General features: G+C 34.7%; 26 protein-coding genes. 17 read left to right on the plus strand and 9 right to left on the minus strand.

The features are described from left to right. The first annotated feature begins 14 nt into the window (after nt 1-14). The 9 genes from U6A24_RS06210 (at nt 15) to U6A24_RS06250 (ending at nt 6,516) form a co-directional block, all read left to right on the plus strand. On the plus strand, nt 15-437 hold the full coding sequence (locus U6A24_RS06210) for a hypothetical protein (RefSeq protein ID WP_324179080.1): 423 nt from the start codon (nt 15-17) through the stop codon (nt 435-437). 74 nt (nt 438-511) lie between these two features. Next, nucleotides 512-1,354, plus strand: coding sequence for an ATP cone domain-containing protein (locus U6A24_RS06215; RefSeq protein WP_324179081.1), 843 nt, complete (start codon nt 512-514; stop codon nt 1,352-1,354). A gap of 7 nt (nt 1,355-1,361) precedes the next feature. Beyond that, nucleotides 1,362-2,732, plus strand: a complete 1,371-nt coding sequence (locus tag U6A24_RS06220; RefSeq protein WP_324179082.1) for an MBL fold metallo-hydrolase — start codon at nt 1,362-1,364, stop codon at nt 2,730-2,732. Between the two features lie 142 nt (nt 2,733-2,874). Beyond that, nucleotides 2,875-3,297, plus strand: coding sequence for a hypothetical protein (locus U6A24_RS06225; protein WP_324179083.1), 423 nt, complete (start codon nt 2,875-2,877; stop codon nt 3,295-3,297). Between the two features lie 95 nt (nt 3,298-3,392). Then, the gene (locus U6A24_RS06230; RefSeq protein ID WP_324179084.1) at nt 3,393-3,836 is read left to right on the plus strand and encodes an Hsp20/alpha crystallin family protein; all 444 of its coding nucleotides are present in this window, start codon (nt 3,393-3,395) and stop codon (nt 3,834-3,836) included. Between the two features lie 64 nt (nt 3,837-3,900). Continuing rightward, nucleotides 3,901-4,344 (plus strand): hypothetical protein, encoded by a 444-nt coding sequence (locus tag U6A24_RS06235; protein WP_324179085.1) that lies wholly within the window; start codon nt 3,901-3,903, stop codon nt 4,342-4,344. Nucleotides 4,345-4,350: 6 nt separating this feature from the next. After that, nucleotides 4,351-4,854, plus strand: a complete 504-nt coding sequence (locus U6A24_RS06240) for a hypothetical protein (RefSeq protein WP_324179086.1) — start codon at nt 4,351-4,353, stop codon at nt 4,852-4,854. 11 nt (nt 4,855-4,865) lie between these two features. Continuing rightward, nucleotides 4,866-5,531, plus strand: coding sequence for a hypothetical protein (locus U6A24_RS06245; RefSeq protein WP_324179087.1), 666 nt, complete (start codon nt 4,866-4,868; stop codon nt 5,529-5,531). Then, complete coding sequence (locus U6A24_RS06250) at nt 5,512-6,516, plus strand: 2-hydroxyacid dehydrogenase (RefSeq protein WP_324179088.1); 1,005 nt, start codon at nt 5,512-5,514, stop codon at nt 6,514-6,516. Before U6A24_RS06245 ends, U6A24_RS06250 begins: the two co-directional genes overlap by 20 nt. 103 nt (nt 6,517-6,619) lie before the next feature. On the opposite strand, the gene U6A24_RS06255 is transcribed toward U6A24_RS06250, so the two are convergent. Beyond that, a complete protein-coding gene (locus U6A24_RS06255) occupies nt 6,620-6,745 on the minus strand; it encodes a hypothetical protein (RefSeq protein ID WP_324179089.1) in 126 nt (41 codons plus the stop codon). Between the two features lie 1,038 nt (nt 6,746-7,783). Here U6A24_RS06255 and U6A24_RS06260 point away from each other — a divergent pair. The 8 genes from U6A24_RS06260 (at nt 7,784) to U6A24_RS06295 (ending at nt 14,729) form a co-directional block, all read left to right on the plus strand. Next, entirely contained in the window at nt 7,784-8,053 is a 270-nt protein-coding gene (locus U6A24_RS06260; RefSeq protein ID WP_324179090.1) for a hypothetical protein, read from the plus strand. Nucleotides 8,054-8,237: 184 nt separating this feature from the next. Further along, nucleotides 8,238-9,410: an HlyD family secretion protein gene (locus U6A24_RS06265; protein WP_324179091.1), complete on the plus strand. Its 1,173-nt coding sequence runs from the start codon at nt 8,238-8,240 to the stop codon at nt 9,408-9,410. 157 nt (nt 9,411-9,567) lie between these two features. Continuing rightward, entirely contained in the window at nt 9,568-11,754 is a 2,187-nt protein-coding gene (locus U6A24_RS06270) for a peptidase domain-containing ABC transporter (protein WP_324179537.1), read from the plus strand. Nucleotides 11,755-11,777: 23 nt separating this feature from the next. After that, nucleotides 11,778-12,128 (plus strand): hypothetical protein, encoded by a 351-nt coding sequence (locus U6A24_RS06275; RefSeq protein WP_324179092.1) that lies wholly within the window; start codon nt 11,778-11,780, stop codon nt 12,126-12,128. A gap of 112 nt (nt 12,129-12,240) precedes the next feature. Then, on the plus strand, nt 12,241-12,408 hold the full coding sequence (locus U6A24_RS06280; protein WP_324179093.1) for a hypothetical protein: 168 nt from the start codon (nt 12,241-12,243) through the stop codon (nt 12,406-12,408). A gap of 34 nt (nt 12,409-12,442) precedes the next feature. Then, entirely contained in the window at nt 12,443-12,604 is a 162-nt protein-coding gene (locus U6A24_RS06285; protein WP_324179094.1) for a hypothetical protein, read from the plus strand. Between the two features lie 738 nt (nt 12,605-13,342). After that, nucleotides 13,343-13,480 (plus strand): hypothetical protein, encoded by a 138-nt coding sequence (locus tag U6A24_RS06290; protein ID WP_324179095.1) that lies wholly within the window; start codon nt 13,343-13,345, stop codon nt 13,478-13,480. A gap of 394 nt (nt 13,481-13,874) precedes the next feature. After that, entirely contained in the window at nt 13,875-14,729 is an 855-nt protein-coding gene (locus U6A24_RS06295; protein WP_324179096.1) for a hypothetical protein, read from the plus strand. A gap of 159 nt (nt 14,730-14,888) precedes the next feature. Here the strand turns inward: U6A24_RS06295 and U6A24_RS06300 are convergent, their stop codons facing one another. The 8 genes from U6A24_RS06300 to U6A24_RS06335 form a co-directional block, all read right to left on the minus strand. After that, nucleotides 14,889-15,302, minus strand: coding sequence for a DUF6691 family protein (locus U6A24_RS06300; RefSeq protein ID WP_324179097.1), 414 nt, complete (start codon nt 15,300-15,302; stop codon nt 14,889-14,891). Between the two features lie 4 nt (nt 15,303-15,306). Then, on the minus strand, nt 15,307-15,864 hold the full coding sequence (locus U6A24_RS06305) for a YeeE/YedE family protein (protein ID WP_324179098.1): 558 nt from the start codon (nt 15,862-15,864) through the stop codon (nt 15,307-15,309). A gap of 73 nt (nt 15,865-15,937) precedes the next feature. Then, a complete protein-coding gene (locus U6A24_RS06310) occupies nt 15,938-17,350 on the minus strand; it encodes an MBL fold metallo-hydrolase (RefSeq protein ID WP_324179099.1) in 1,413 nt (470 codons plus the stop codon). A gap of 120 nt (nt 17,351-17,470) precedes the next feature. Beyond that, a complete protein-coding gene (locus tag U6A24_RS06315; RefSeq protein WP_324179100.1) occupies nt 17,471-18,268 on the minus strand; it encodes a sulfite exporter TauE/SafE family protein in 798 nt (265 codons plus the stop codon). 63 nt (nt 18,269-18,331) lie between these two features. Continuing rightward, on the minus strand, nt 18,332-18,964 hold the full coding sequence (locus tag U6A24_RS06320; RefSeq protein WP_324179101.1) for a Crp/Fnr family transcriptional regulator: 633 nt from the start codon (nt 18,962-18,964) through the stop codon (nt 18,332-18,334). Next, nucleotides 18,961-19,740 (minus strand): patatin-like phospholipase family protein, encoded by a 780-nt coding sequence (locus tag U6A24_RS06325; protein ID WP_324179102.1) that lies wholly within the window; start codon nt 19,738-19,740, stop codon nt 18,961-18,963. Before U6A24_RS06325 ends, U6A24_RS06320 begins: the two co-directional genes overlap by 4 nt. 10 nt (nt 19,741-19,750) lie before the next feature. Next, on the minus strand, nt 19,751-21,169 hold the full coding sequence (gene cls, locus U6A24_RS06330; RefSeq protein WP_324179103.1) for a cardiolipin synthase: 1,419 nt from the start codon (nt 21,167-21,169) through the stop codon (nt 19,751-19,753). A gap of 25 nt (nt 21,170-21,194) precedes the next feature. Continuing rightward, a complete protein-coding gene (locus U6A24_RS06335) occupies nt 21,195-22,031 on the minus strand; it encodes a universal stress protein (protein WP_324179104.1) in 837 nt (278 codons plus the stop codon). Between the last annotated feature and the right edge of the window lie 25 nt (nt 22,032-22,056).

A 22,056-nucleotide genomic window follows, 5' to 3' on the forward strand; every position in this document is an offset into this window, starting at 1 on the left:
AAATATTGAAAAAGATGAAAAATATAGGAATCTGGATAGATAAAGAAAAGGCTCACATTATTCATGTAAAAGATGATGGAGAAGACATGACAACCATTCAATCAAATATTGAAAACTTCAGAATACATGGTGGATCGGGAACCCGGTTAAAAGGAGGGCCACAAGATGTTGTACAGGATAGTAGATATTTGGAACGAGAAAAAAACCAATTTAGAGTTTATTTTTCTGAACTCGTTCCTTATATAAAAGATGCTGATAAAGTTGCCATTTTTGGACCTGCAGAAGCAGGAGAAAAGTTTAATAAAGAACTACAAGAGAATTACAAAGATATATTCAATAAAGTTGAAGGTGTTTTTAGGGCCGATAGTATGACCGATAATCAAACAAAAGCACTGGTAAGAGATTATTTTAAAAAATATAAACGAGATACCATTTAATTTCGACTAGCACACAAGATATCTTTTAAAATAACAATAGATCAGGTCATTGCATTTCATTTAAAAACAAACAAATGCAAAATCAAGATTTTGATATAATAAAATCTTCAGGTGAAAAGGTTAAATTTTCACTGCACAAACTTCGTAATTCTTTAAGGAGAAGTGGTGCCGATGATCATTCGGTCGAACATATACTTGATATCGTTCGGGATGAATTATATCAGGGCATTTCAACCAAAGAAATATATAATAGAGCTTTTGCTTTACTTAAAAAGAAAAAATCGGTTTTCGCATCAAAGTATAAACTCAAAAAAGCTATCTATGAATTAGGCCCAACAGGTTTTCCTTTTGAACGTTTTGTTGCTGCAATACTTCATTATTCGGGTTATAAAACCAATATCGGGCAAATCATTAATGGGAAATGTGTATCTCATGAAGTGGATGTCATCGCCAGAAAGAACAGCAATTATATTGTAGTAGAATGTAAGTTTCATGGAGAAGAAGGACGTAATTGTAATGTGAAAATTCCATTATATATTCACTCTCGATATCAGGATATTGTTGCATATTATGGTGATCAGAATAAAGAAGAATTACCACCCGATGAAGGTTGGGTGGTTACCAATACTCGTTTTACAAAAGACGCTATCAATTATGGAGAATGTGCGGGACTGTATTTGCTTAGTTGGGATTACCCCAAAGAAAACGGATTAAAAGATAGGATAGACCGTTTGGGATTATATCCAATTACAGTCTCTACACTTTTAACCAACCGTGAGAAACAATTTTTATTAAGTCGAGATGTAGTATTATGTAAGCAATTAATTGGAGATGTTTTCTACTTGGATCATTTGGGTGTCTCAGAACGGCGTAAAGAAAAAATAATGAGCGAAATCAAATTACTCTGTAACGTATAAGTCTGCCATGCCAACTATTAAAATTCATTTTCTGGGAGCTGCAGGTACTGTAACGGGTTCTAAATTCTATATAGAAACCCCTCAAAAAAACATATTAATTGATTGCGGGATGTTTCAGGGACTCAAAGAACTTCGCGAGATAAACTGGAAAGGACTTCCTATTAATGCAGCAGATATTGATATTGTTTTACTTACTCATGGCCATCTTGATCACACAGGATATTTGCCAAGGTTGGTAATGCAAGGGTTTGTTGGCGATATTATAGGGAGTGCACCTACACTTGCTATTACCGAAATTATTTTAAGGGATAGTGCAAAAATTCATGAAGAAGAGGCCGAGAGAGCAAATAAAGAAGGATATTCTAGTCACGATCCAGCGCTACCATTTTATACAGAAAAAGATGCCGAAAAAACAATAAATCATTTTAAAAGTAAAAAGAGAGATGAGTGGATTTCGGTTTCTGAAGATATTCAATATAGATTTCAATACAATGGCCATATTATAGGATCCACATTTATAGAACTGAGTCTTTATGGAAAAATAGTTGTTTTTTCAGGGGATTTAGGAAGAAACAATGATGTATTGCTTAGATCACCTGATAGGCCTAGGTGGGCAGATTTCCTATTTATTGAAAGTACATATGGTAATAAACTTCATCCCGATGAAGACATAGAAGAAAGATTAATAACATTAATCAATAAAACTCTTGATGATCAAGGAGTCTTAATTATCCCATCATTCGCAGTAGAAAGGTTGCAAACGTTAATGTACCTTTTATGGCGACTGTACAAAAAGAATCGAATTCCGAACCTGCCAATTTATGTAGATAGCCCAATGGGCAACAATGTACTTTCGGTTTTTGAGCTTTTTCCCGATTGGCATAAATTACCAATGAGTGACTATTATGCGGTTTGTAACCATATCAACATTGTTACTTCATATCGAGAAACTTGGGAGGTTATAGATAACCCCAGACCAAAAATTGTGATTGCTGGTAGTGGTATGGTTACTGGTGGAAGGGTGCTTACCTATTTAAAACAATTAATAGACAACCCAACAACTTCTGTAGTTCTCGTTGGATTTCAAGCTGAGGGAACGCGGGGTAGGTTGCTTCAAGAAGGAGCTCATGAAATCAAATTATTTGGAAAATACCACCCGGTTAAAGCCAAAATACATCAAATAGAGAGCCTATCTGCACATGCCGATCAACAGGAATTATTGGATTGGATGAGTGAAATCAAAAATGTCCCCGAAAAAATATTTCTTGTACATGGAGAACGTTCTGCTTCAGATGCGCTAAGAGTGAAGATACAGGACACTTATAAATGGAATGTTCATGTACCCAAATTATATGAAACAATCGAAATTTTGGTTTGACCGACACCAATAAGAATAGCTCCAAAAAAATAATCAAAAACGGTTTCTTAATTATTTTATAAATATTTAATAACCTGATAATTATCATTTCCCTCTCACAAGTGTTTCAGTACATTATTCTCAGTTTTAAAACCCGAAAAAAATGAAGCCGACTATAAAACCTACCGCAGAAAAAGAGTTAAAAGAAATTCATCTGGACGCTCTCGAATGGAAATCGAGTTTACAGTTTATTAATCGAGAACTGAAGTTTATTAATCAACTTTTAAACTCTTATGTATTTGAACCTAATACGCCTAATCTTTTTGAGCGATTACAAGAGTATAAAGCACAAATCCAAAAAGTAGAAGAAGAAATAGAAAGTTTACACCAAAGCATCAGAAAACATGAAAGTGAACTAGGAGGCATGCTTGAGTGTGATACGATTTCATGTGATCACGAATATTATATGGAGCATGAATTACTAAAAACTTCATACAATACATTATATAAAAAGTTCAGAGAGTTGAAATCCAATGTATTTGGTTATGCAGGTGGTATCCTGAAAACGAAAAGAGATAAAAGTTAAAAGACTGCAAACTGATAATTATCATTTTAATACGATACTTGTCAAATTAACTTTAGCATACTTAAAATCAATTAATAACATCAAAAACGTAAAACATGTCACTAATTAAATTTAACAAGAACAGATTCCCCTGGTTCAACGACAGAATTGCTACGTGGTTGGATACAGATGATTTTTTTGCAGATGATTTTTTTATAAAAGATAGAAATCTTCCTGCGATGAATGTCAAGGAAAATGAAAAAGACTTCGAAATCGAACTTGCGGTTCCTGGTTTTTCAAAAAAAGATATTGAAGTAACCATGGAAGACGACGTTTTGCATATTTGTGCAACACAAAGCAAGGAAGAAGTAGAAGAGGAAGAAAATTATACACGTAAAGAGTTTAACTATAGCTCGTTTGACAGAAAACTACAGTTACCCAACAATGTAGATCAAAATGAAAAGGTTAAAGCTAAATACAAAGACGGTATTCTCACACTTAATCTTATGAAAAAAGAAGAGACCAAAGAACCGCCAAAAAGAATAATTGATATCGCTTAACCTGATCAAAGGCAGAAGATATGGGGGTATGATTTTCTGCCTTCTTTAACTAAATCCAATAAAGATGAAACCTAAAAAACCAAATGTAAAGTATATAGAGTGGCGAAGTCCCGAAGAATTACATGAGGCCTCGTTACATTGGATATCTGAACTCAAATTCATCAAAGATGAACAGCATTTTCTTGATGAACTTATCGAAAACAATACATTACAACTTATCTCGGGCAAAACTTTTGAAAAAAGTAAGAAAGTAGTAGATGATTTAGTTCAAAAAAGAAAAGCGATAGAACCTTTACTAAAACGCATTATCAACCATTATAATGAGCTTACAATTCTTGTAGATGGAATTGACCAACCAGCAGAAGAAAAGAAGTATAAAGTAGATCATGGTAAATTACTAGAAGAGGTGAGTGAATATCTTATAGCCTACAAAGAGATCAAGCGCAGCATTTTTGATCTAATCAAAATGATTATGAAACAAAGCAAACAAAAACGATTATTAAACTAGCATATTTTGGTAAAACGTATAGCAAAGATCACCATAGTGACCATTTTAGTATTGTTTGCTGCATTTTGGGTATGGTATGAGTACACCTATTCTATGGATACAGTAATACCTTTTGAAGTTAATAACCCAGAACTAAAAACGAAAGTTTTGATAGCCTCTCAAGGAAGTCGGTTTAAAGATTCATTGGTTCAGGGGGTTTTGAAACATTATCAAAATGACACCATTTATTTCAAGGTAATTGATGTGTATACAATGTTTACAGTAAATATTGATAAATGGGATGCCTTAATTATTATCAATTCCTGGGAGTATGGAAGCCCACCTCGCAATGTAAAAAAATTTATAAAAAATCATCCCGATAAATTAGACAAACTTATTATTCTCTCAACTGTGGGTAGTAGCAATATTGCCTTAAAAGACGTGGATGTGATATCTGGAGAATCTATCATAGAACAAACACCAAAATACACCAACATTGTCGTAGAACGATTAAATGAAATAATAAAATAAACCAAGAAAACATGAACAAATCTTATACATACTTAGTGCTACTTGTGGGATTATTTTTTAGTTGTTCTTCAAGTGAACTAGTAGAAAACTGGAAAAACCCTGATATTGATATTTTTGAAGCTCAAAAGGTTTTGGTAATCGGAATAACCAACGAAGATGGAAATAGAAAAGTTTTTGAAAAAAAATTGACTTCTGAGCTGAAAAAAAATGGCGTTAATGCTATAAGAAGCCTTGACTTTTTTGAAGAAAATTTTACCACCTCGCCAAGAACCGATGATGAGTTAATGATGCTCGAAAAAGATTTGATCGAGAAAGGGTTTGATGCGATTTTGCTTTCAAAAGTAGTAGGTGTAGAAGACAGAGTTACAGTGGTGAAGGCTTACAGAAATCTGGATAGAACTTTCGATAGTTTTAAAGAAGATTATTTTGAGAACCAAGAAATTTTTCAGGATGAGGATTATTATGAGGAATATCAAATTTTTCATGCAGAGTCTTCCCTGTACTGCATTTGTCCAGATAAAGAACGAGAATTGATCTGGAAAGGATCTATTGATATTACCGAGCCCGAAAACACAAAAAAGGCAGTAACCGATTATGTAAAAGTGTTAATCTGGGCACTTAAAGGACAACAACTATTAATTATAGAAGAATTGGCAGATGAAGATCTTGATATATAGCGCAAAGGATTTTGAAATTCCGTTTCTGGAAAAAGCAAATGGTGAAAAATATCATATCAAATATGTCCCTGAGCGACTTACTACAAAAACGGCTCATTTGGCTGTGGGTTTTGATGTAATTTCAATTTTTTCGGCAGATGACGCATCTTCTATGGTCCTGGAGAGGTTAAAGGATTTTGGAGTTAAACATATAGCACTTCGCTCAACGGGTTATGACAATGTAAATCTTGTCAAAGCAAAAAAATTGGGGATCAAAGTGGCCAATGCTGCAGGATATTCTCCACATTCGATAGCAGAGCATGCGGTGGGCTTATTGTTGGCACTTAACCGTAAGCTTTTACGGTCAAATCAACAGATACAGCAGTATAATTTTTCCTTAAGTAATCTCGTAGGGTTCGATCTTAATAAAAAAACTGTGGGAATTATCGGTACCGGTAGCATCGGAAAAGTAATTGCAAAGATCATGCATGGATTTGGATGTGCCATTTTGACCAATGATATTTTTGAAGATGAAGATCTAAAAACAAGATACAGTGCCAATTATACAACCTTAGAAAACATCTATACAGAAGCCGATGTTATATTCTTGTGTATACCACTTACTACCAAAACGCATTATATGATTGATGTTCAAGCAATTAAATTAATGAAGAAAAATGTGCTTCTTATCAATATAGCCAGGGGCGCTGTGGTTAATACCAAAGAAGTTATCAAAGCACTAGAATCAAAGAGTATTGGAGGCTACGGTACAGATGTATATGAGCAAGAAAGTGGTGTTTTTTTCTACGATCATTCTAAGGATATTCCAGAAGATGAGATGCTACAAAAACTTATCGCATTACCTAATGTGATTATAACACCACATCAGGCTTTTGCAACCCAAGAAGCACTTACCAAAATTGCTGAAACTACTTTTTATAATATAGATTGTTGGGAACAGCAAAAAGAAAGTAAAAATGAGCTTACCATGGAATTAGTGGGGTGATTTAGTTGATGGTTGGATTTTGATCATTAGACTTTTTACTTTATACTCTTTAACTTCTGAATTCTTAACTCCTGCATTTTGCCCCCTAGCTACTGACTTTCACCTAATTCGTAGCTTTTGAAACTTGCTTTACCGTCTCCTGGGCGATCACAGGTTGGTTTTTGACATTTTCAAGGGCTACTCGGTATACTTCTAGTAGCGTTGTTTCAGCTTTTCTTAATGGTTTCATATTATTTTGGCTTAGATTAATTGTTTTTTAAGTTTTACTGATTTAATTGGTTTCTCAACGGGTATATTTAATACGATCATAGTATAATAGGCTCCTCACTTGGTATAATCGATTACTCATCCGGTATAATTGACTTCTCACCTGGTATATTGCATTCCTCAACGATATTTTCGAGTTCCTCATCATCGATTATGTACTCCTCAAGGTTAATCAAAGACTCCTCAGACTTAATCTCTTACATCTCATTTCTGTTTTCATGGCGCAAGTATATGCGACGTGAGTTTTACTTTTTGAAACTGAAGAAAAAAGATGATTTTTTTGAAAATGTATTTAAAGTGTAGCAGGAGGCAATAAAAAAGTCCTTATCGTTATGTGATAAGGGCTTTTTGTATTGTTCTTTAGTAGTAATGGGCTGCTGGTGCTTACTTTATGATTGTTGACAAATAATAATTACCTTGAGTTTCTATGTTACATATAATATAGTGTCTTCACCATCAAAAAAAACACATTGTTTGTTCCCGTTTGACACATTTTAGCATTAAAAAAAATATGGTTTTGAAAAAAACTAAAAGTCAAAACACCAGATTTTAAGGTGAACGCTTAAAAATTGGAAAATATTCAGGTTTCAGAATCCCTTTTTATTTCTTTTTCGTCCCATTTTTAATTGGTCTCAGCACTTTTTCTAAGACAATTTGTGTATAAGAGCTAATATTTGATGTAAAGTAATTGTAATAGCACCATCTTACGATACGAGGTAAATTTTCCCAAAACAATGCGAACTTGTTTGCACAGTCAAGAGGAAGCATTTGTTGGAGTCAGGAGTTAAGGAGCAAGAATGAAGAAGTTAAGAAGTCAGGAGTGAAATATTGAAAGATCTAAAGAATCCAACACTCTAATAATCCAACAACCCAAATAATAGCATATCGTCAAAAAAAAGCTACCCCGCAAAATTTAACGAACTAAACAAATCGTAAACATAGTCGTGTTGCATCACGAGAAGAAATAAAAAAGTACGAACCATTAAAAGGGAAACACACTATGAGTATTATCATCGGACATATAGAAATAATCGAACGTATCGATCAATCAATTCGTTTACAAGCCACAGGATGGCCAGACCAATTGGCGGTGCGATTGAGAATCTCAAAAACCAAGGTATATCGCATCATTAATATCATGAAAGAATTAAATGCGCCTGTTCTATACGATATGACCCTACAAAGTTTTATTTACGAAACATCCGTTGGGTTTAGATTTGGTTTTTATGTTAAAGACAGTCATCATTCTGGAGTTCCATCGTATGCGTGAAGATCGGTTAATAAACTTTTGCATATCTATTTCGCATTCTCATCCATCAAAAATCGAACTGTAAAAATCCGATCAAAATGATCAATGTACTCACCATTTTTATCTTAAACCTCTCACAATTTCTGTTGGAGTCGCTAATCTTTGTTCATCAACTTATTTTTTAATCAAGAAAACCGTTAAAAAGATGAAACAGTTATTTCCAAAAGAAATTATAGAGCATACTACCGAGGTACACCAGTTTCAGCATAGTAACACTAGTAAAATGATTTATGCCACGATCCTGATTGCTATCTTGATCGCCCTGATCTTATTGCCGTTTATCAAGGTGGACATTTATACCACCGCCAGGGGGATACTAAAACCTAGCAAAGAGCGTATCAAAATTACACCACTACAATCGGGTAAAGTAGTTTTTGTCAATATGTTGGATAACCAAAAAGTTCAACAAGGTGATACCCTTTTGATGACCAATGCCTCTTTAGTTAACAAAAAGATGGAACGTACCACCACCCAGCTAGAAGAAACCAAACAGTTTATTGCCGATTGTGAATACCTGATCAATACCAAAAAACCAAAATTTGCCAAAATACAGTCGGTTCGCTATCAAAAAGAGTTTTTGTATTTCGCACAAAAAATGCATGAGCTTAAAACCACGTTTGAAAAAACCAAAGTAGACTACCTGCGTAACGAAAAATTATACAATAAAGGGGTGGTTGCCAAAGTAGAATACGAAGAAAGTGCCTATGAGCACAAACTGGCCGCCAACAACCTAAAGCAATATAAAAAACAACAAAAAAACAATTGGCAAACTACGGTAACCGATTACAAAAATACCATCCGTGAGCTGGAAGGGGGGATTACCGAGCTGGAACAAAACCAAAAAGAATTGGTAATTACAGCTCCCATTGATGGGGTCTTAAAAAATGTAGTCGGGATCGAAGCCGGAATTCTTATTCTGGGAGGTAATTCTATTGCAGAGATCTCACCTGATACTGGTCTTATCGCAGAGTGTTATTTGTCGCCAGCCGATATCGGATTGGTAAGCGAAAAGAGGCCTGTAAACTTTCAGATTGATGCTTTCAATTATAACCAATGGGGATTGGCCACTGGAAAAATCCTGGAGATCAGTAAAGATGTAGATGTAATCAATGAGCAACCCGTATTTAAGGTGCGTTGTGTCATAGACCAGAAGCAGTTGCAACTCAAAAATGGTTTTGAAGGACACTTTAATAAAGGGATGACCCTAAGTGCACGATTTCAATTGACCGAGTGCACCTTATTTGATCTGTTGTATGATAAAGTCGACGACTGGTTAAACCCATCAAGTCCGACTATTACGCAGGCATCTGTTAAATGACAAATGATAAACGAAAAATGTAAAAGTAGTATGAAGACGGAAGTTGGAAATGTCCTTCGAGAACCATAGGGAGTTATCAACCAAAATAGGTATGAGGACTGAGGCTCTCGAAGCCCGAACTTCATACCTCTCAATACTCACTACTAAAGAAAACAAAATGGCTAAAACAAAAATAAAACAACACGATATCACCGATTGCGGTGCTGCTTGCCTGGCATCAATCTCGGCACACTATAAATTACAAATTCCAATCGCTCGTATTCGTCAGTTTGCAAGTACCGACAAAAAGGGAACCAATGTATTAGGGCTTATCGAAGCGGCCAATAAACTAGGCTTTGATGCCAAAGGGGTACGAGGGGATTTGGAGAGTCTTTTCAAAATCCCAAAACCGGCAATCGCTCATGTAATTGTCCGTGAAAAACTACATCATTATGTGGTGATCTACGAAGTAAGAAAAGAACACATCTTAATCATGGATCCGGGAGATGGGAAATTCCATAAGAAAACCCATGAAGAGTTTACCGCAGCATGGACCGGAGTATTAGTATTGCTATTACCAAAAGAAGATTTTACTACGGGAAACGAAAAAGTATCTGTCTTTAAACGTTTTTGGTTCTTACTAAAGCCACACAAAGGAGCCCTGGTACAAGCTTTGATAGGCGCCGTTATCTATACCTTGCTTGGCTTTTCAACCTCGATCTATGTACAAAAACTTACCGACCATGTATTTATGGGCACCAGTACCAAGCTTTTGAACTTACTAGGTGTAGTCATGGTAGCTTTGTTGGTGCTAAAGTTTATTGTAGGTGCTTACAAAGATGTGTTTTTGATCAAAACCGGGCAGCAAATCGATTCGAGATTGATCCTAGGGTACTACAAACACCTTTTAAAACTACCACAGCAATTTTTTGATACCATGCGTGTGGGAGAAATAACCTCAAGAATCAGTGATGCGGTAAAAATCAGAACGTTCATCAACGGAGTTGCTTTGAATCTGACCGTAAATGCAATGATCCTGGTATTTTCGTTTGCTTTAATGTTTTCGTACTACTGGAAGCTCGCCTTAATCATGATGGCCATCATTCCGGTATATGCAATCATTTATACAATCACAAACAAGCTAAACAAACAAACCGAACGTGGCATCATGGAAAAGTCGGCCGATTTGGAGAGCCAGTTGGTAGAATCTTTGAATGCTGTGGGAACTATCAAAAGATTCGGACTAGAAGATTTTGCTAACATCAAAACTGAAACCCGTTTTATTAGCCTATTAAAAACAGGATACAAATCAGCGTTAAACAGTGTGTTTTCTGGGGCCAGTACGACAACGGCAGCACAGTTGTTTACCATTGTATTACTATGGAGCGGGTCTTTCTTTGTAATACAGAATGAAATAACAGCTGGAGAATTGATGGCTTTTTATGCCATTGTAGGGTATCTTACCAATCCGGTGGCCAGTTTGATTACGTCAAACAAACAAATACAAAATGCCTTGATCGCAGCAGACCGTTTGTTTGAAATCATGGATCTGGAACGCGAAGACGAAGAGCGAAAAATAAAATTGACCAAAGACAGTATTGGGGATATTCAATTTACCAATGTCGGGTTTAGATATGGATCCAGAGTTGAAGTGTTTAAAGATTTCAACCTGCAAATCCCGAAAGGAAAAATTACAGCTATTATTGGCGATAGCGGTTCTGGAAAATCAACCCTAATGTCACTTTTACAGAATATTTATCCTATTCAAAAAGGACAAATCTTGATTGGTGATCAAGATCTAAAATATATCGATAACATGAGCTTACGCGACCTTGTAAGTGTGGTGCCACAAAAAATTGATCTTTTTGCTGGTAATGTAGTCGAAAATATTGCTGTAGGAGAATTTGCACCCGATATACAATGCATTATGGAGGTATGTAAAGTCATCGGAATTTTAGAATTTATCGAAAACCTTCCTTCAGGATTTAATACCTACCTAGGAGAAAACGGAGCTACCCTGTCTGGAGGACAAAAGCAACGCATCGCTATTGCAAGGGCCTTATACAAAAATCCAGAGATCCTGGTATTAGACGAAGCTACCTCATCGTTGGATAGCACTTCAGAAAATTACATTCAAAATGCAGTACAATCCCTACGAGATCAGGATAAAACCATCATCATTATAGCACACCGATTAAGTACAGTAGTCAATGCTGATAAGATCGTGGTGCTAGAAAAAGGAGCTGTGGTTGAAGAAGGAAATCACGAAGTATTGTATGCACGACAAGAAAAATACTATGACCTATGGCAAAAACAAATGCCTGACCTTTCTGAGATTAAGAAGAAAACCGTAGATGTAGCATAAAAGTTGAATTAAAAAAACGAGAAATGAATATCGTCATCAAACATATTGAATTAATAGAAAGAATTGATCAACTAATACGATTGCAAGCAACAGGTTCTCCCGGAGCATTAGCTTCAAAGCTAGGGATATCCAAAACTCAGGTATATCGATTAATTGATATTATGAAAGATCTAAATGCGCCCATCATCTATAAAATAGGATTACAAAGCTTTATTTATGAAGAAGAAGTACGGTTCAGGTTTGGCTTTGTTACCAAAGATTTAGATGCCAAAGAGGTACGATCTATTTATGGAGGAAATTTTATTGAAAAAAATACAAATTTTATGACAGCGTCCCGAAAAATGGTACGCTGGTATAGTAGTATTGCAGTATAAAAGAACAGCGCAGTTCTTTTATTGTTACCGTAACAATTACTAAAGCTTATTAATTTGGTTTGACGAGATCATACACATAAGCACAATGTTAAATTATTTAAAAATAAAAAAAATGAAAAATTTAAATGAGTTTGGAGTTCAGGAAATGAATTCTTTAGAAATTACAGAAATTAATGGAGGTGACCAAGGATACAGAGGTGGTTATATTGTTGGCGCGGTTGCTGGTACGGTAGCTGCATTAGCAGTGTCAACAGTTAGAATGTTAGTACAAATATTATAATAGAAAAGTTAATTTAATTTTAAAATTTAGAATTATGGATTTACAAATGATAAATGTTACCGAACTGAACGAGAAAGAGATTATTGATTTACAAGGAGGGCTTTTAATAGGAGTTGGTGGTCTATGGGATAATAGCCGATTCTTTTCAGGTTTTATAAAAGGTTTCGAAGATGTATATGAAAGCATAATGCATTAAAATATGCTATCTTTGACAATTACTTTAGGGCAATCATAATTAAGGTTGCCCTATTTAAATTCACATCTCGAATGAAAGAATTTATAGAATTTCTAAAGCAACCTAAAAGATATGAAGATGATACATTAAAAAGACCGTTTAATCAAATAATCTTTTCTTTTGTAAAAATTGTTGTGCCATTTATTTTTCTTTATGCTTTTTTCTTATTGATATTAATTTTTTTGGATGATTCCTTGAGGACACTAATTTTTGAAAAAAAACCCACGGACTTTAGATTAACTCAGATGAGAATTTTACAAGCTATTTTGATAGCGCCAATATTAGAAGAGCTTGGTTTTCGATTATCTCTAGTAATCAAAAAATCATTTTTTCTAATTAGTATACCAATCCAAATCTTCTATATTGCAATTGTTTTTTACAAACTATCAGAAATTAACTATATTTTACTTGGATTTATCATAGTTTTTGCACTAATCTTAATGAATTTTTTGATATCCGATAGAGTAATTTCTTCATTAAGAAATAAGTACACTTATCTTTTTTACTACCATCTTTTATTTTTTGCATTAATCCATGCTAATAATTATGATTTTCAACATTCATGGCAATTTTTATATATACCTGTACTAGTGTTACCACAATTTGTTATCGGCGGATACTTTGCTTTTGTGAGATTGAAGTATGGTCTTATTTTTTCGATATTGCTACACTCTGTACATAATTTGGTCGTAACCTCTTTTGAATTTTTTAGTTAATCAATTTTTTCTAATTTCAAAAAATGATGAGGCTTTTTATAAATGGCTATTGATATTTGGGATTCCTGGAATAGCAGCCTATGTAGGCTATCATGATGCTTCTGGAGGAGCTCATGATTAATGTAATAATTAATTTTAAAAATAGATAAATTATGCTGTATTTAACATCAATTCCAATTTTGTTCGCCGCATTATATTTTATAATACTCAAACAAAATGTAAGCAAAGCCATAAAAACAGGAATAGCTGTAATTACAATTGTTTCAACTTTAGTAATGATCATTTACTTTTTAGTGAAAACATATATTTATACTACAAATTAATATTTATTGAAATCCAAGGAGCTGTCTAAAAAGGCAGCTTCTTTCCTTAAGATTAAGTTACTAAATTTAAAATAATGAAGAGAAAACGTTTAATTATTATAATAGTATAACCAAAAGATTATAACAAATCCTTGTTAGCTATACACCAGAAATTGGATCAAAAAAAAGTCATTAAAACATACTTCTATTAATATGAAACTACTTTTGAACTTTGGAATATTGATTTTTGCAGCGATAAGTTGTAAATCAGATTTTAATAATAACTCTAAGGAATATAAATTAATTCAAGAAGAGGGAATATATGTAGAAGTGTTCGATTCAATTAATATAGATCAAAATAGATACACGAAAAACAATCATATATATAAGGAGAAATTTGAATTTGTTTATTCTTATGAGCATTTTACAAAGAATAACGTGAAATACCTTTTTGCGATAGATACTCTGATAAATGATCGTAGATATGCTTGGAAATTTGTGAATGCTGATTCAATAGATGATAATACAATTCTAAAAGTGAAAATAAAAATAAAGAAAGGGCTTCAACCTATGATTGAGCATATTCCTAATTATAATCAGACTCTTGTTGAATATAGTTATTTAAAAAGAAAAGAACCGGAATCATTTAATTCAATTTCCGGCTTAATAGAAAACGAAAAAAATATATGGATACACCCCCCAAGGGATAAATATTTCAGAATTCTTGAATTAAACCCATTTCCTTTCATTAAGGAACCCTATGAGATCGGAAATAAATGGAAGTGGGGTTTGCGGATTGGAGATATATGGGGAGATGAAAGATGGGTAAAATGGAAAGGGGTAATTGAAAACAAATATACTTATGAAATCAAGGGTAAAAATCGAATAAATACAGTATTTGGAAAATTAGACTCTTATATTATTGAAGCTGAAGCACTAAGCAGAATAGGCAAAACACAGTTAACCGCTTTTTTTCATCCTGAATATGGTTTTCTTGAATTACTCTATACTAATATAGATGGTAGCAAAACCAGATTAAAGTTGGAAGAATTAATAAAGCATAACTAAAATGTGTTGAAAAGATATATAGCGTTGTTTAATTGTGAGTTTCCTAGAATTCCTCCGTCTCTTTTAGTACAGAATACTTCCAGTGCGGTCGGGGATACATTTTACAATATCAATTGTTGGGAAAATAACGAAGAAAGTAATAATGAACGTACTCTTGAGCTAGTGAGGTAATTTGTTTCTTACCAACCCATATATAAAAGTCCCTAAAATAGAGGAAGCTATAACGACAAGTATTGGAATGTATCCTGCCCCAGCCAAAACAAACATTGGTCCCGGGCAAGCACCGGCAAGTGCCCATCCCAATCCAAAAAGGATTCCTCCCACTAAATATCTGGTAAAGCTTCTTTCTTTTGGAGGAATATTTATTGCTTCTCCATAAATTGACTTTATTTTAAATTTCTTGATGATTTGGATAGCTATACTACCAAGTCCAACGGCAGACCCAATAATCCCGTACATATGAAAAGAACCAAACTGAAACATTTCATAAATCCTGAACCACGAAGCAGCTTCAGATTTGAATAATACAATTCCGAAGAAAATACCAATTGCTAAATATATTATTGAGCGCATACGACTAAAAAATTAAAGGAAAAATTAGATGTATCATCGTTAAACCGCCCATAAAAAAACCAATTACAGCAATAAGCGATGGTACCTGTAAATTACTTAATCCAGATATTGCATGTCCCGAAGTACATCCTCCTGCGTAGCGTGCGCCAAAACCCACCAAGAAACCTCCTATAATTAGTAATGATAAAACTTTTGGATCGGTTAATGCTTCATTAGAAAATAACATATCGGGCATATACGTTTCTCCAGCACTTGCAAAACCTTGAGCGTGGAGTGTAGTAACCACTTTGGAACTTAGGTTGACCTTAGCGTCGTTGGATAAGAAATTACTAGCTATGAATCCACCAATTATGATTCCGGTTATTACTATAAGATTCCAGCGTTGTGCTTTCCAATCAAATCTAAAAAAATCTGATACTTTTCCAGCACCACAAATGGTACATAAGGTTCTAAGATTTGATGACATACCAAATCGTTTGCCAATCATCAATAAGGAAACCATTACCAGGGTAAGTAAGGGCCCCGAGATGTACCAGGGCCAGGGAGTGTATATCCAATTCATTTATAACTTCTTTTGATACAAAGAAATTAAAATCAAAAGGTGGTATCAGTAACTTATGTTACATAACAAAGATTTATTTTAAAGTAGTAGGGCAAACATAGTCTGTAGTTTTGATCCCTACTTCTTTGATAGCTGCAAAACCTCCTGCAACATCAATTAGGTTATGTATACCACGACTCTTTAAAATTGAAGCGGCAATTACAGATCGATACCCTCCGGCACAGTGCACGTAAAAAGTTTTCTCATCTGGAAAATCTGCCAAATACTCATTAATAAAGCTTAAAGGTGTATGGGTGGCCTTATCTATATGCTCTGCAATAAACTCACCATCTTTACGTACGTCAAAAACTGGAACTTCTTCTTTATTTAAGATGCTTTTGAATTCTGAAGCAGGAATCGAGGTTACGGTATCATAATCTTTACTAGCATTTTTCCATGCTTCGAATCCACCGTTAAGATATCCTAGTGTATTGTCAAAACCTACTCTTGATAGACGAGTGATCGCTTCTTCCTCTTTTCCTTCTGGAGTTACTAGCAAAATAGGTTGTTGCACATCGGCAATCAAAGCACCCACCCATGGAGCAAAATCTCCTTTGATACCAATAAATATGGATCTTGGGATATGGCCTTTTATATATTCATTTTGATGCCTTACATCAAGGACTACGGCTCCAGTCTCATTGGCCAATGCTTCAAAGTCTTCAGGAGATAATGGATTAATCCCTCGTTCTAGAACTTCATCGATATCGGCATACCCTTCTTTGTTCATTTTTACATTTAACGGAAAATATAATGGAGGAGGTAACAGTCCTTCGGTTACCTCTTTTACAAACTCGTCTTTGCTCATATCTGCGCGAAGTGCATAGTTCATTTTCTTTTGATTACCCAAGGTGTCTACGGTTTCTTTCATCATATTTTTACCACAAGCAGAACCCGCGCCATGAGCAGGATATACAATTACATCATCTGCCAAAGGCATAATCTTGTTGCGTAAACTATCATAAAGTGTTGCTGCAAGCTCTTCTTGGGTCATATTTGCAGCTTTTTGTGCTAGATCAGGACGGCCAACGTCACCAAGAAACAAAGTATCACCACTAAAAATAGCATGGTCTTTACCAGAGGTGTCACGTAAAAGATAGGTCGTACTTTCCATAGTATGGCCAGGGGTGTGCAACGCAATAATGGTGAGGTCTCCAAGTTTAAATTCTTGTCCATCTTTGGCAATGGTGGCATTAAAAGATGGATTAGCCAGAGGGCCATATATGATCTCGGCTCCAGTTTCTTTGGCTAACGTTAGGTGGCCACTCACAAAATCAGCATGAAAATGCGTTTCAAAAATGTATTTAATTTTTGCATTATTTTCGTTTGCTTTTTCAATGTATGGTTTCACTTCCCTTAGTGGATCAATGATTGCAACTTCTCCTTTACTTTCGATATAGTATGCACCCTGTGCAAGACAACCTGTATATATTTGTTCTATCTGCATTTTTTCTATTTTTTTGCGTATTCCTTAATTGGGGATACGAATATCACTTCTTTATTATTTATTTACCAAAAATAAGGCAATTATTGCTTTAAAACAGTAACAATTGTTACAAAGCCTTGTTCAGGTAAGTTCTTTAACAATTATATAGATCCCCATTACCAAAACGAACCATCCAAATGCTTTTTCGAGTTTTTTCCCTTCAATAAAATTTGAGAGGTACATCCCGATGAGAATACCAACTATTGATATAGAGGTAAAGAGTAATAAGAAAGACCAATCTATCTCTAGATTTTCTACATCGCCTATAAAACCAATTAGAGATTTAATGGCTATAATCAACAGGGATGTTGCTACGGCTTTTTTCATAGGTAATTTTGCCAATAGGACTAAGGCGGGAATGATTAAAAACCCGCCACCGGCACCTACGATTCCTGTTAAAATCCCTATAATTGCGCCTTCCAAAAGAATTATGGGGTAATTGTATCGTACATTGGTTTTTGGTATTGAATCCTTTTTGTTATTTCTGATCATCGAAATAGAGGCCAACAACATGATAATTGCAAAAAAAATCATGATTCCGATTTCTTTGGTAATCATAAATTCTTTTATGCTGAAAATTTGATCAGGAATTATAGGGACAAGGTATTTTCGGGTTGCGTATACCGCGATAAAAGCGGGAATAGCAAACACTATCGCTGTACGAAAACTTACCAATCCTTTTCTTATATTGTTAATAGCTCCTACAAATGCCGAAACTCCAACTACAAATAGAGAATATGCCGTAGCAGTAATGGGATTAAGATGAATAAGATATACAAATACAGGGACAGTAAGTATAGAACCGCCTCCGCCTATGAGTCCAAGAATAATGCCTATTACCAAAGCTGCTATAAAACCAATAGTTTCTGTTATTTCCATCAATTACTTTTTGTCAAAAATAATTTCAGGAATTGGCCATTGCAGTAACTTTTGTTACATAGCTTAAATATTGATCACTTCAATATTATTTCGATTCAATTTTACCTTGCCGTCGTTTTCTAATTTCTTTAGGAGCCTGGAAACAACAACTCTGGAGGTGTGCAAATCATAAGCAATTTCTTGATGAGTATTGTGTATCACATGATCACTATTCACTTTGGATTTATCTTTAAGGTATTTAAGAAGTCGTTCATCCATTTTAAGGAAGGCAATACTATCTATGGTTTCAATGGCTTCAATGAGACGCTTATGATAACTATCAAATACAAAATTTCTCCAGGATTTGTATTTAGTGGTCCATTCTTCCATTTTTTCTACGGGTACCATAACCAATTTGGCATCGGTTTCGGCTATTGCTTTAATCTCGCTTTTGTGATGTCCCAGGCAACAGGATAGTGTCATTGCGCAGGTGTCGCCGGTTTCCAAAAAATAAAGCAATAACTCATCTCCATCTTCATCTTGTCTTAGGATTTTTATAGCTCCGCTAATGATTAATGGCATTGACTTTATATAGCTTCCTGGGCGGATCAACTCAAAACCTTCGGGCACTTCTTTAAATACACCTACTTGATTGATTTCTTCTATGAGGTCAGTTTCAAAAAACGAACCGTAGTTATTCTTTAACTCATGAATCATTGCTTTTGATTTTTTACATACAAAGCTATTTGCTTTTTGGCTTCTTGATACCCTAGATCATATACTTTGTCGAGGCCGCTATTGCTGAATAACCCGTGGTTCACTAATTTTTTGGGTTGTATCACCAAATCACAACGGTCAAATTTTGCTTCTGCATTCGGGACGGCTCTAAGATAATAGGCTCTTTGCATTACATTATATGAGTGTTTAAAATCGGTAATTTTTGGCTTTTTTATTGGAGATACATCAATACCAATGATTAAATCACACTTTTTCTCGAGAGGTGTAACTGGAAAATTATCAAGAATACCACCGTCAGCGAATAGTTCTCCGTTAATAAGTACCGGAGTAAATACTCCTGGAAAAGCTGCAGAGGCAAGTAAGGGTTTTATTAAAGGCCCTTTACTAAAAACTTTTACGGTTCCTTCAACAAGATTGGTTGCGGTTACAAACAGTTTTTTTTGGAGCGTTTCGAAAGAATTATCTGGGAAAAAGACCTCAAGATCATCCTGAAACTTTTCTGAATCTAAAAAGCCTGCTTTTTTTCTTGTAAAGCGGTTGAATTTGAATAATGAAGTTTTCTTGAAGAAGCCTTTGATTTCTTCGGGGGTGTATCCACCGGCATATAAAGAACCTACAATAGCTCCGGCACTTGTGCCAGAAACATATTTGGGAACAATATTGGCTTCTTCAAAGGCTTGTATTGCGCCAATATGTGCAACTCCTTTGAAACCACCTCCAGAGAGTACCAGGCCTATGTTTTTTGAGTCTTTCATCGCTATTATATTATAAAACCGGACTAAAAATTTTGGCGGCTCCTTCTTTTAATCGATCTTGCCATGATCTTTTTGCAAAGGTATCATAGTTTAGTCGAATACTTTTATTGCAATCATTCAAAAAATCATTTTTAAGTTCTATGGCAAAAGCGTCATCATAAATGACCGCATTTACTTCATAATTATGCTCAAAGCTTCTAATATCCATATTAGTGGTACCAATAGACGAAATTGTATCGTCTGAAACAATGATCTTGCTATGTAAAAAGTTTTCAGGAAAAAGGTGAATACTAACGCCTGCTTTTAATAAATCTTCGAAATAGGATCGCACACACCAACGTACAATACTGCTGTCTGATTTATCTGAAAGCAATAAACGAACATCTACACCACTTAATGCAGCCACTTGCAGAGCCTTTAAAATTCCTTCTCCTGGGATGATATACGGATTAATAATGTATACATACTTTTTTGCCTGGTTAATAATTGAAAAATATGCTTGTTGTGTAGAAGAAAAATCTGAATCAGGCCCACTATGTACAATTTGAGCACTGGATTTACCAACTTTTGGATGTTTCAAAAAATATTCTGAACTCAAAATTTGATCATCATTGGTAGTGGCAAACCAGTCCATAGCAAAAACGGCGTGTATGCTATTTACAACTGGCCCCTCGAGTTTAATATGTCTATCGTGCCATATCCCCAGGTAAGGGTCGCCTTTGATATATTTATCAGAAACATTAATTCCTCCGGTGAAAGCGACTTTGTCATCGATGATAATAATTTTACGATGATTTCTGTAGTTAATAGAAGACAGAAATTTTCCAAATCTGATTGGTAAGAAACTATATACTTCGCACCCTATATTTTTTAATTGTCGAATATAGTTTTTGCTTAAAGAAAAACTTCCGATACCGTCATATAAAATACGAATAGAAACCCCTTTTTTACTTTTGGATTCAAAAAGTTGTAAGAGTCGATTCGCCAATTCACCATTTTCGAAAATGTAATATTGTAAATGGATAAATTTTTCGGCCTTTTCCAATGCCGAAAATATGGCATTAAAAGTAACTTCACCGTCTTTGAGCAAGGTGATTTTATTATTTGAACTGGGTGAGAAACCACTATTATTTGAGATTAAATCTATAATCCTGCGATGTTCGTGGTATTCTGAAACGGGCATGGGTTCATAGCTTTCTTCGGTTCGCCTTACATAAGCTTCAATTTGACGATTTTTTTGTTCAAAAAGTTTGTTTTTCCTTCGGTTTCTTCCAAGAGAAAAATACAATAACATTCCTCCTACAGGAATAGTAAAAACGGCCAACATCCATGCTAATGTTTTGGTGGGTCGCATTCCATTCACAAGCAACTTTCCAATGATAAAAATTCCTACTAGGATATAGAGTGCAAGAAAAATGGAAAAAATCATCTATTGTAAATAGTTTTTTACAAAGTTAACTATGCATAATTAATAATGGAACACGAGTACCATAACTAATTTTCGAAGTTTCTGAACCTTTAAAAAAACGTTCCATAAAAGTTTCTCTTTTTATGAACATAGCCGTAAGATCTATATTCATGATTTGCACAAAACTATTAATAGCCAAGGCAGTTGGAACATTTACTATAGAATGAAAAGTGTGATTTACTCCTTTAAAGAACTCTTTCATATGTTTCTTGTCGTCAAAATCGGCGATGGTAATTGTATCATCCTCTTTAATTTTAAGAATTCGAAGAGAAGATTTATACTTTGCTAATACATCCATTAAAGGAGCTATTCCCGAGGTATTAAAATGATCTTCATAGTCTATGGTATATAAAATTGTTTTAAGATCTTTGAAACCATACCCTTGTGGAATAGCAAGTACAGGACAATCTACTTTTCTGATTACATTGAGCGTGTTGCTCCCAAAAACGACTTCTGCTGCTCCCGTAGCGCCATTGGTTCCCATAACGATAAGATCAATTTCCTTGGATCTCACCGCTTGTTTAATAGCATCGGTGAAGATGTCATAATCTGTGACCGTATGAAATGTATAGTTTTCGTTTGGATATTCAGATTTTAATTCTTCTGCCAGTATAGCGAGCTTTTTTTTCACATCGCCAATTACAGATTGATGAATTGTTGTGTTAGCAGGTGCTGCCATCAAATCATCGGTCGTGTAGCGAGATGCTTTTTGAACATTAAGAATGTAAAATGTACAGAGTTCTTTCTTGAAAAACTCCATAGCGTAATTTATAGCATTTCTTGCATTATCTGAAAAGTCGGTGGGAAGCAGAATATTTTTCATTGTAGTTAAATTTATATGCTAAATG

Source organism: Aquimarina gracilis (genome assembly GCF_035285365.1).
In the GTDB taxonomy this organism is placed as follows: domain Bacteria; phylum Bacteroidota; class Bacteroidia; order Flavobacteriales; family Flavobacteriaceae; genus Aquimarina; species Aquimarina gracilis.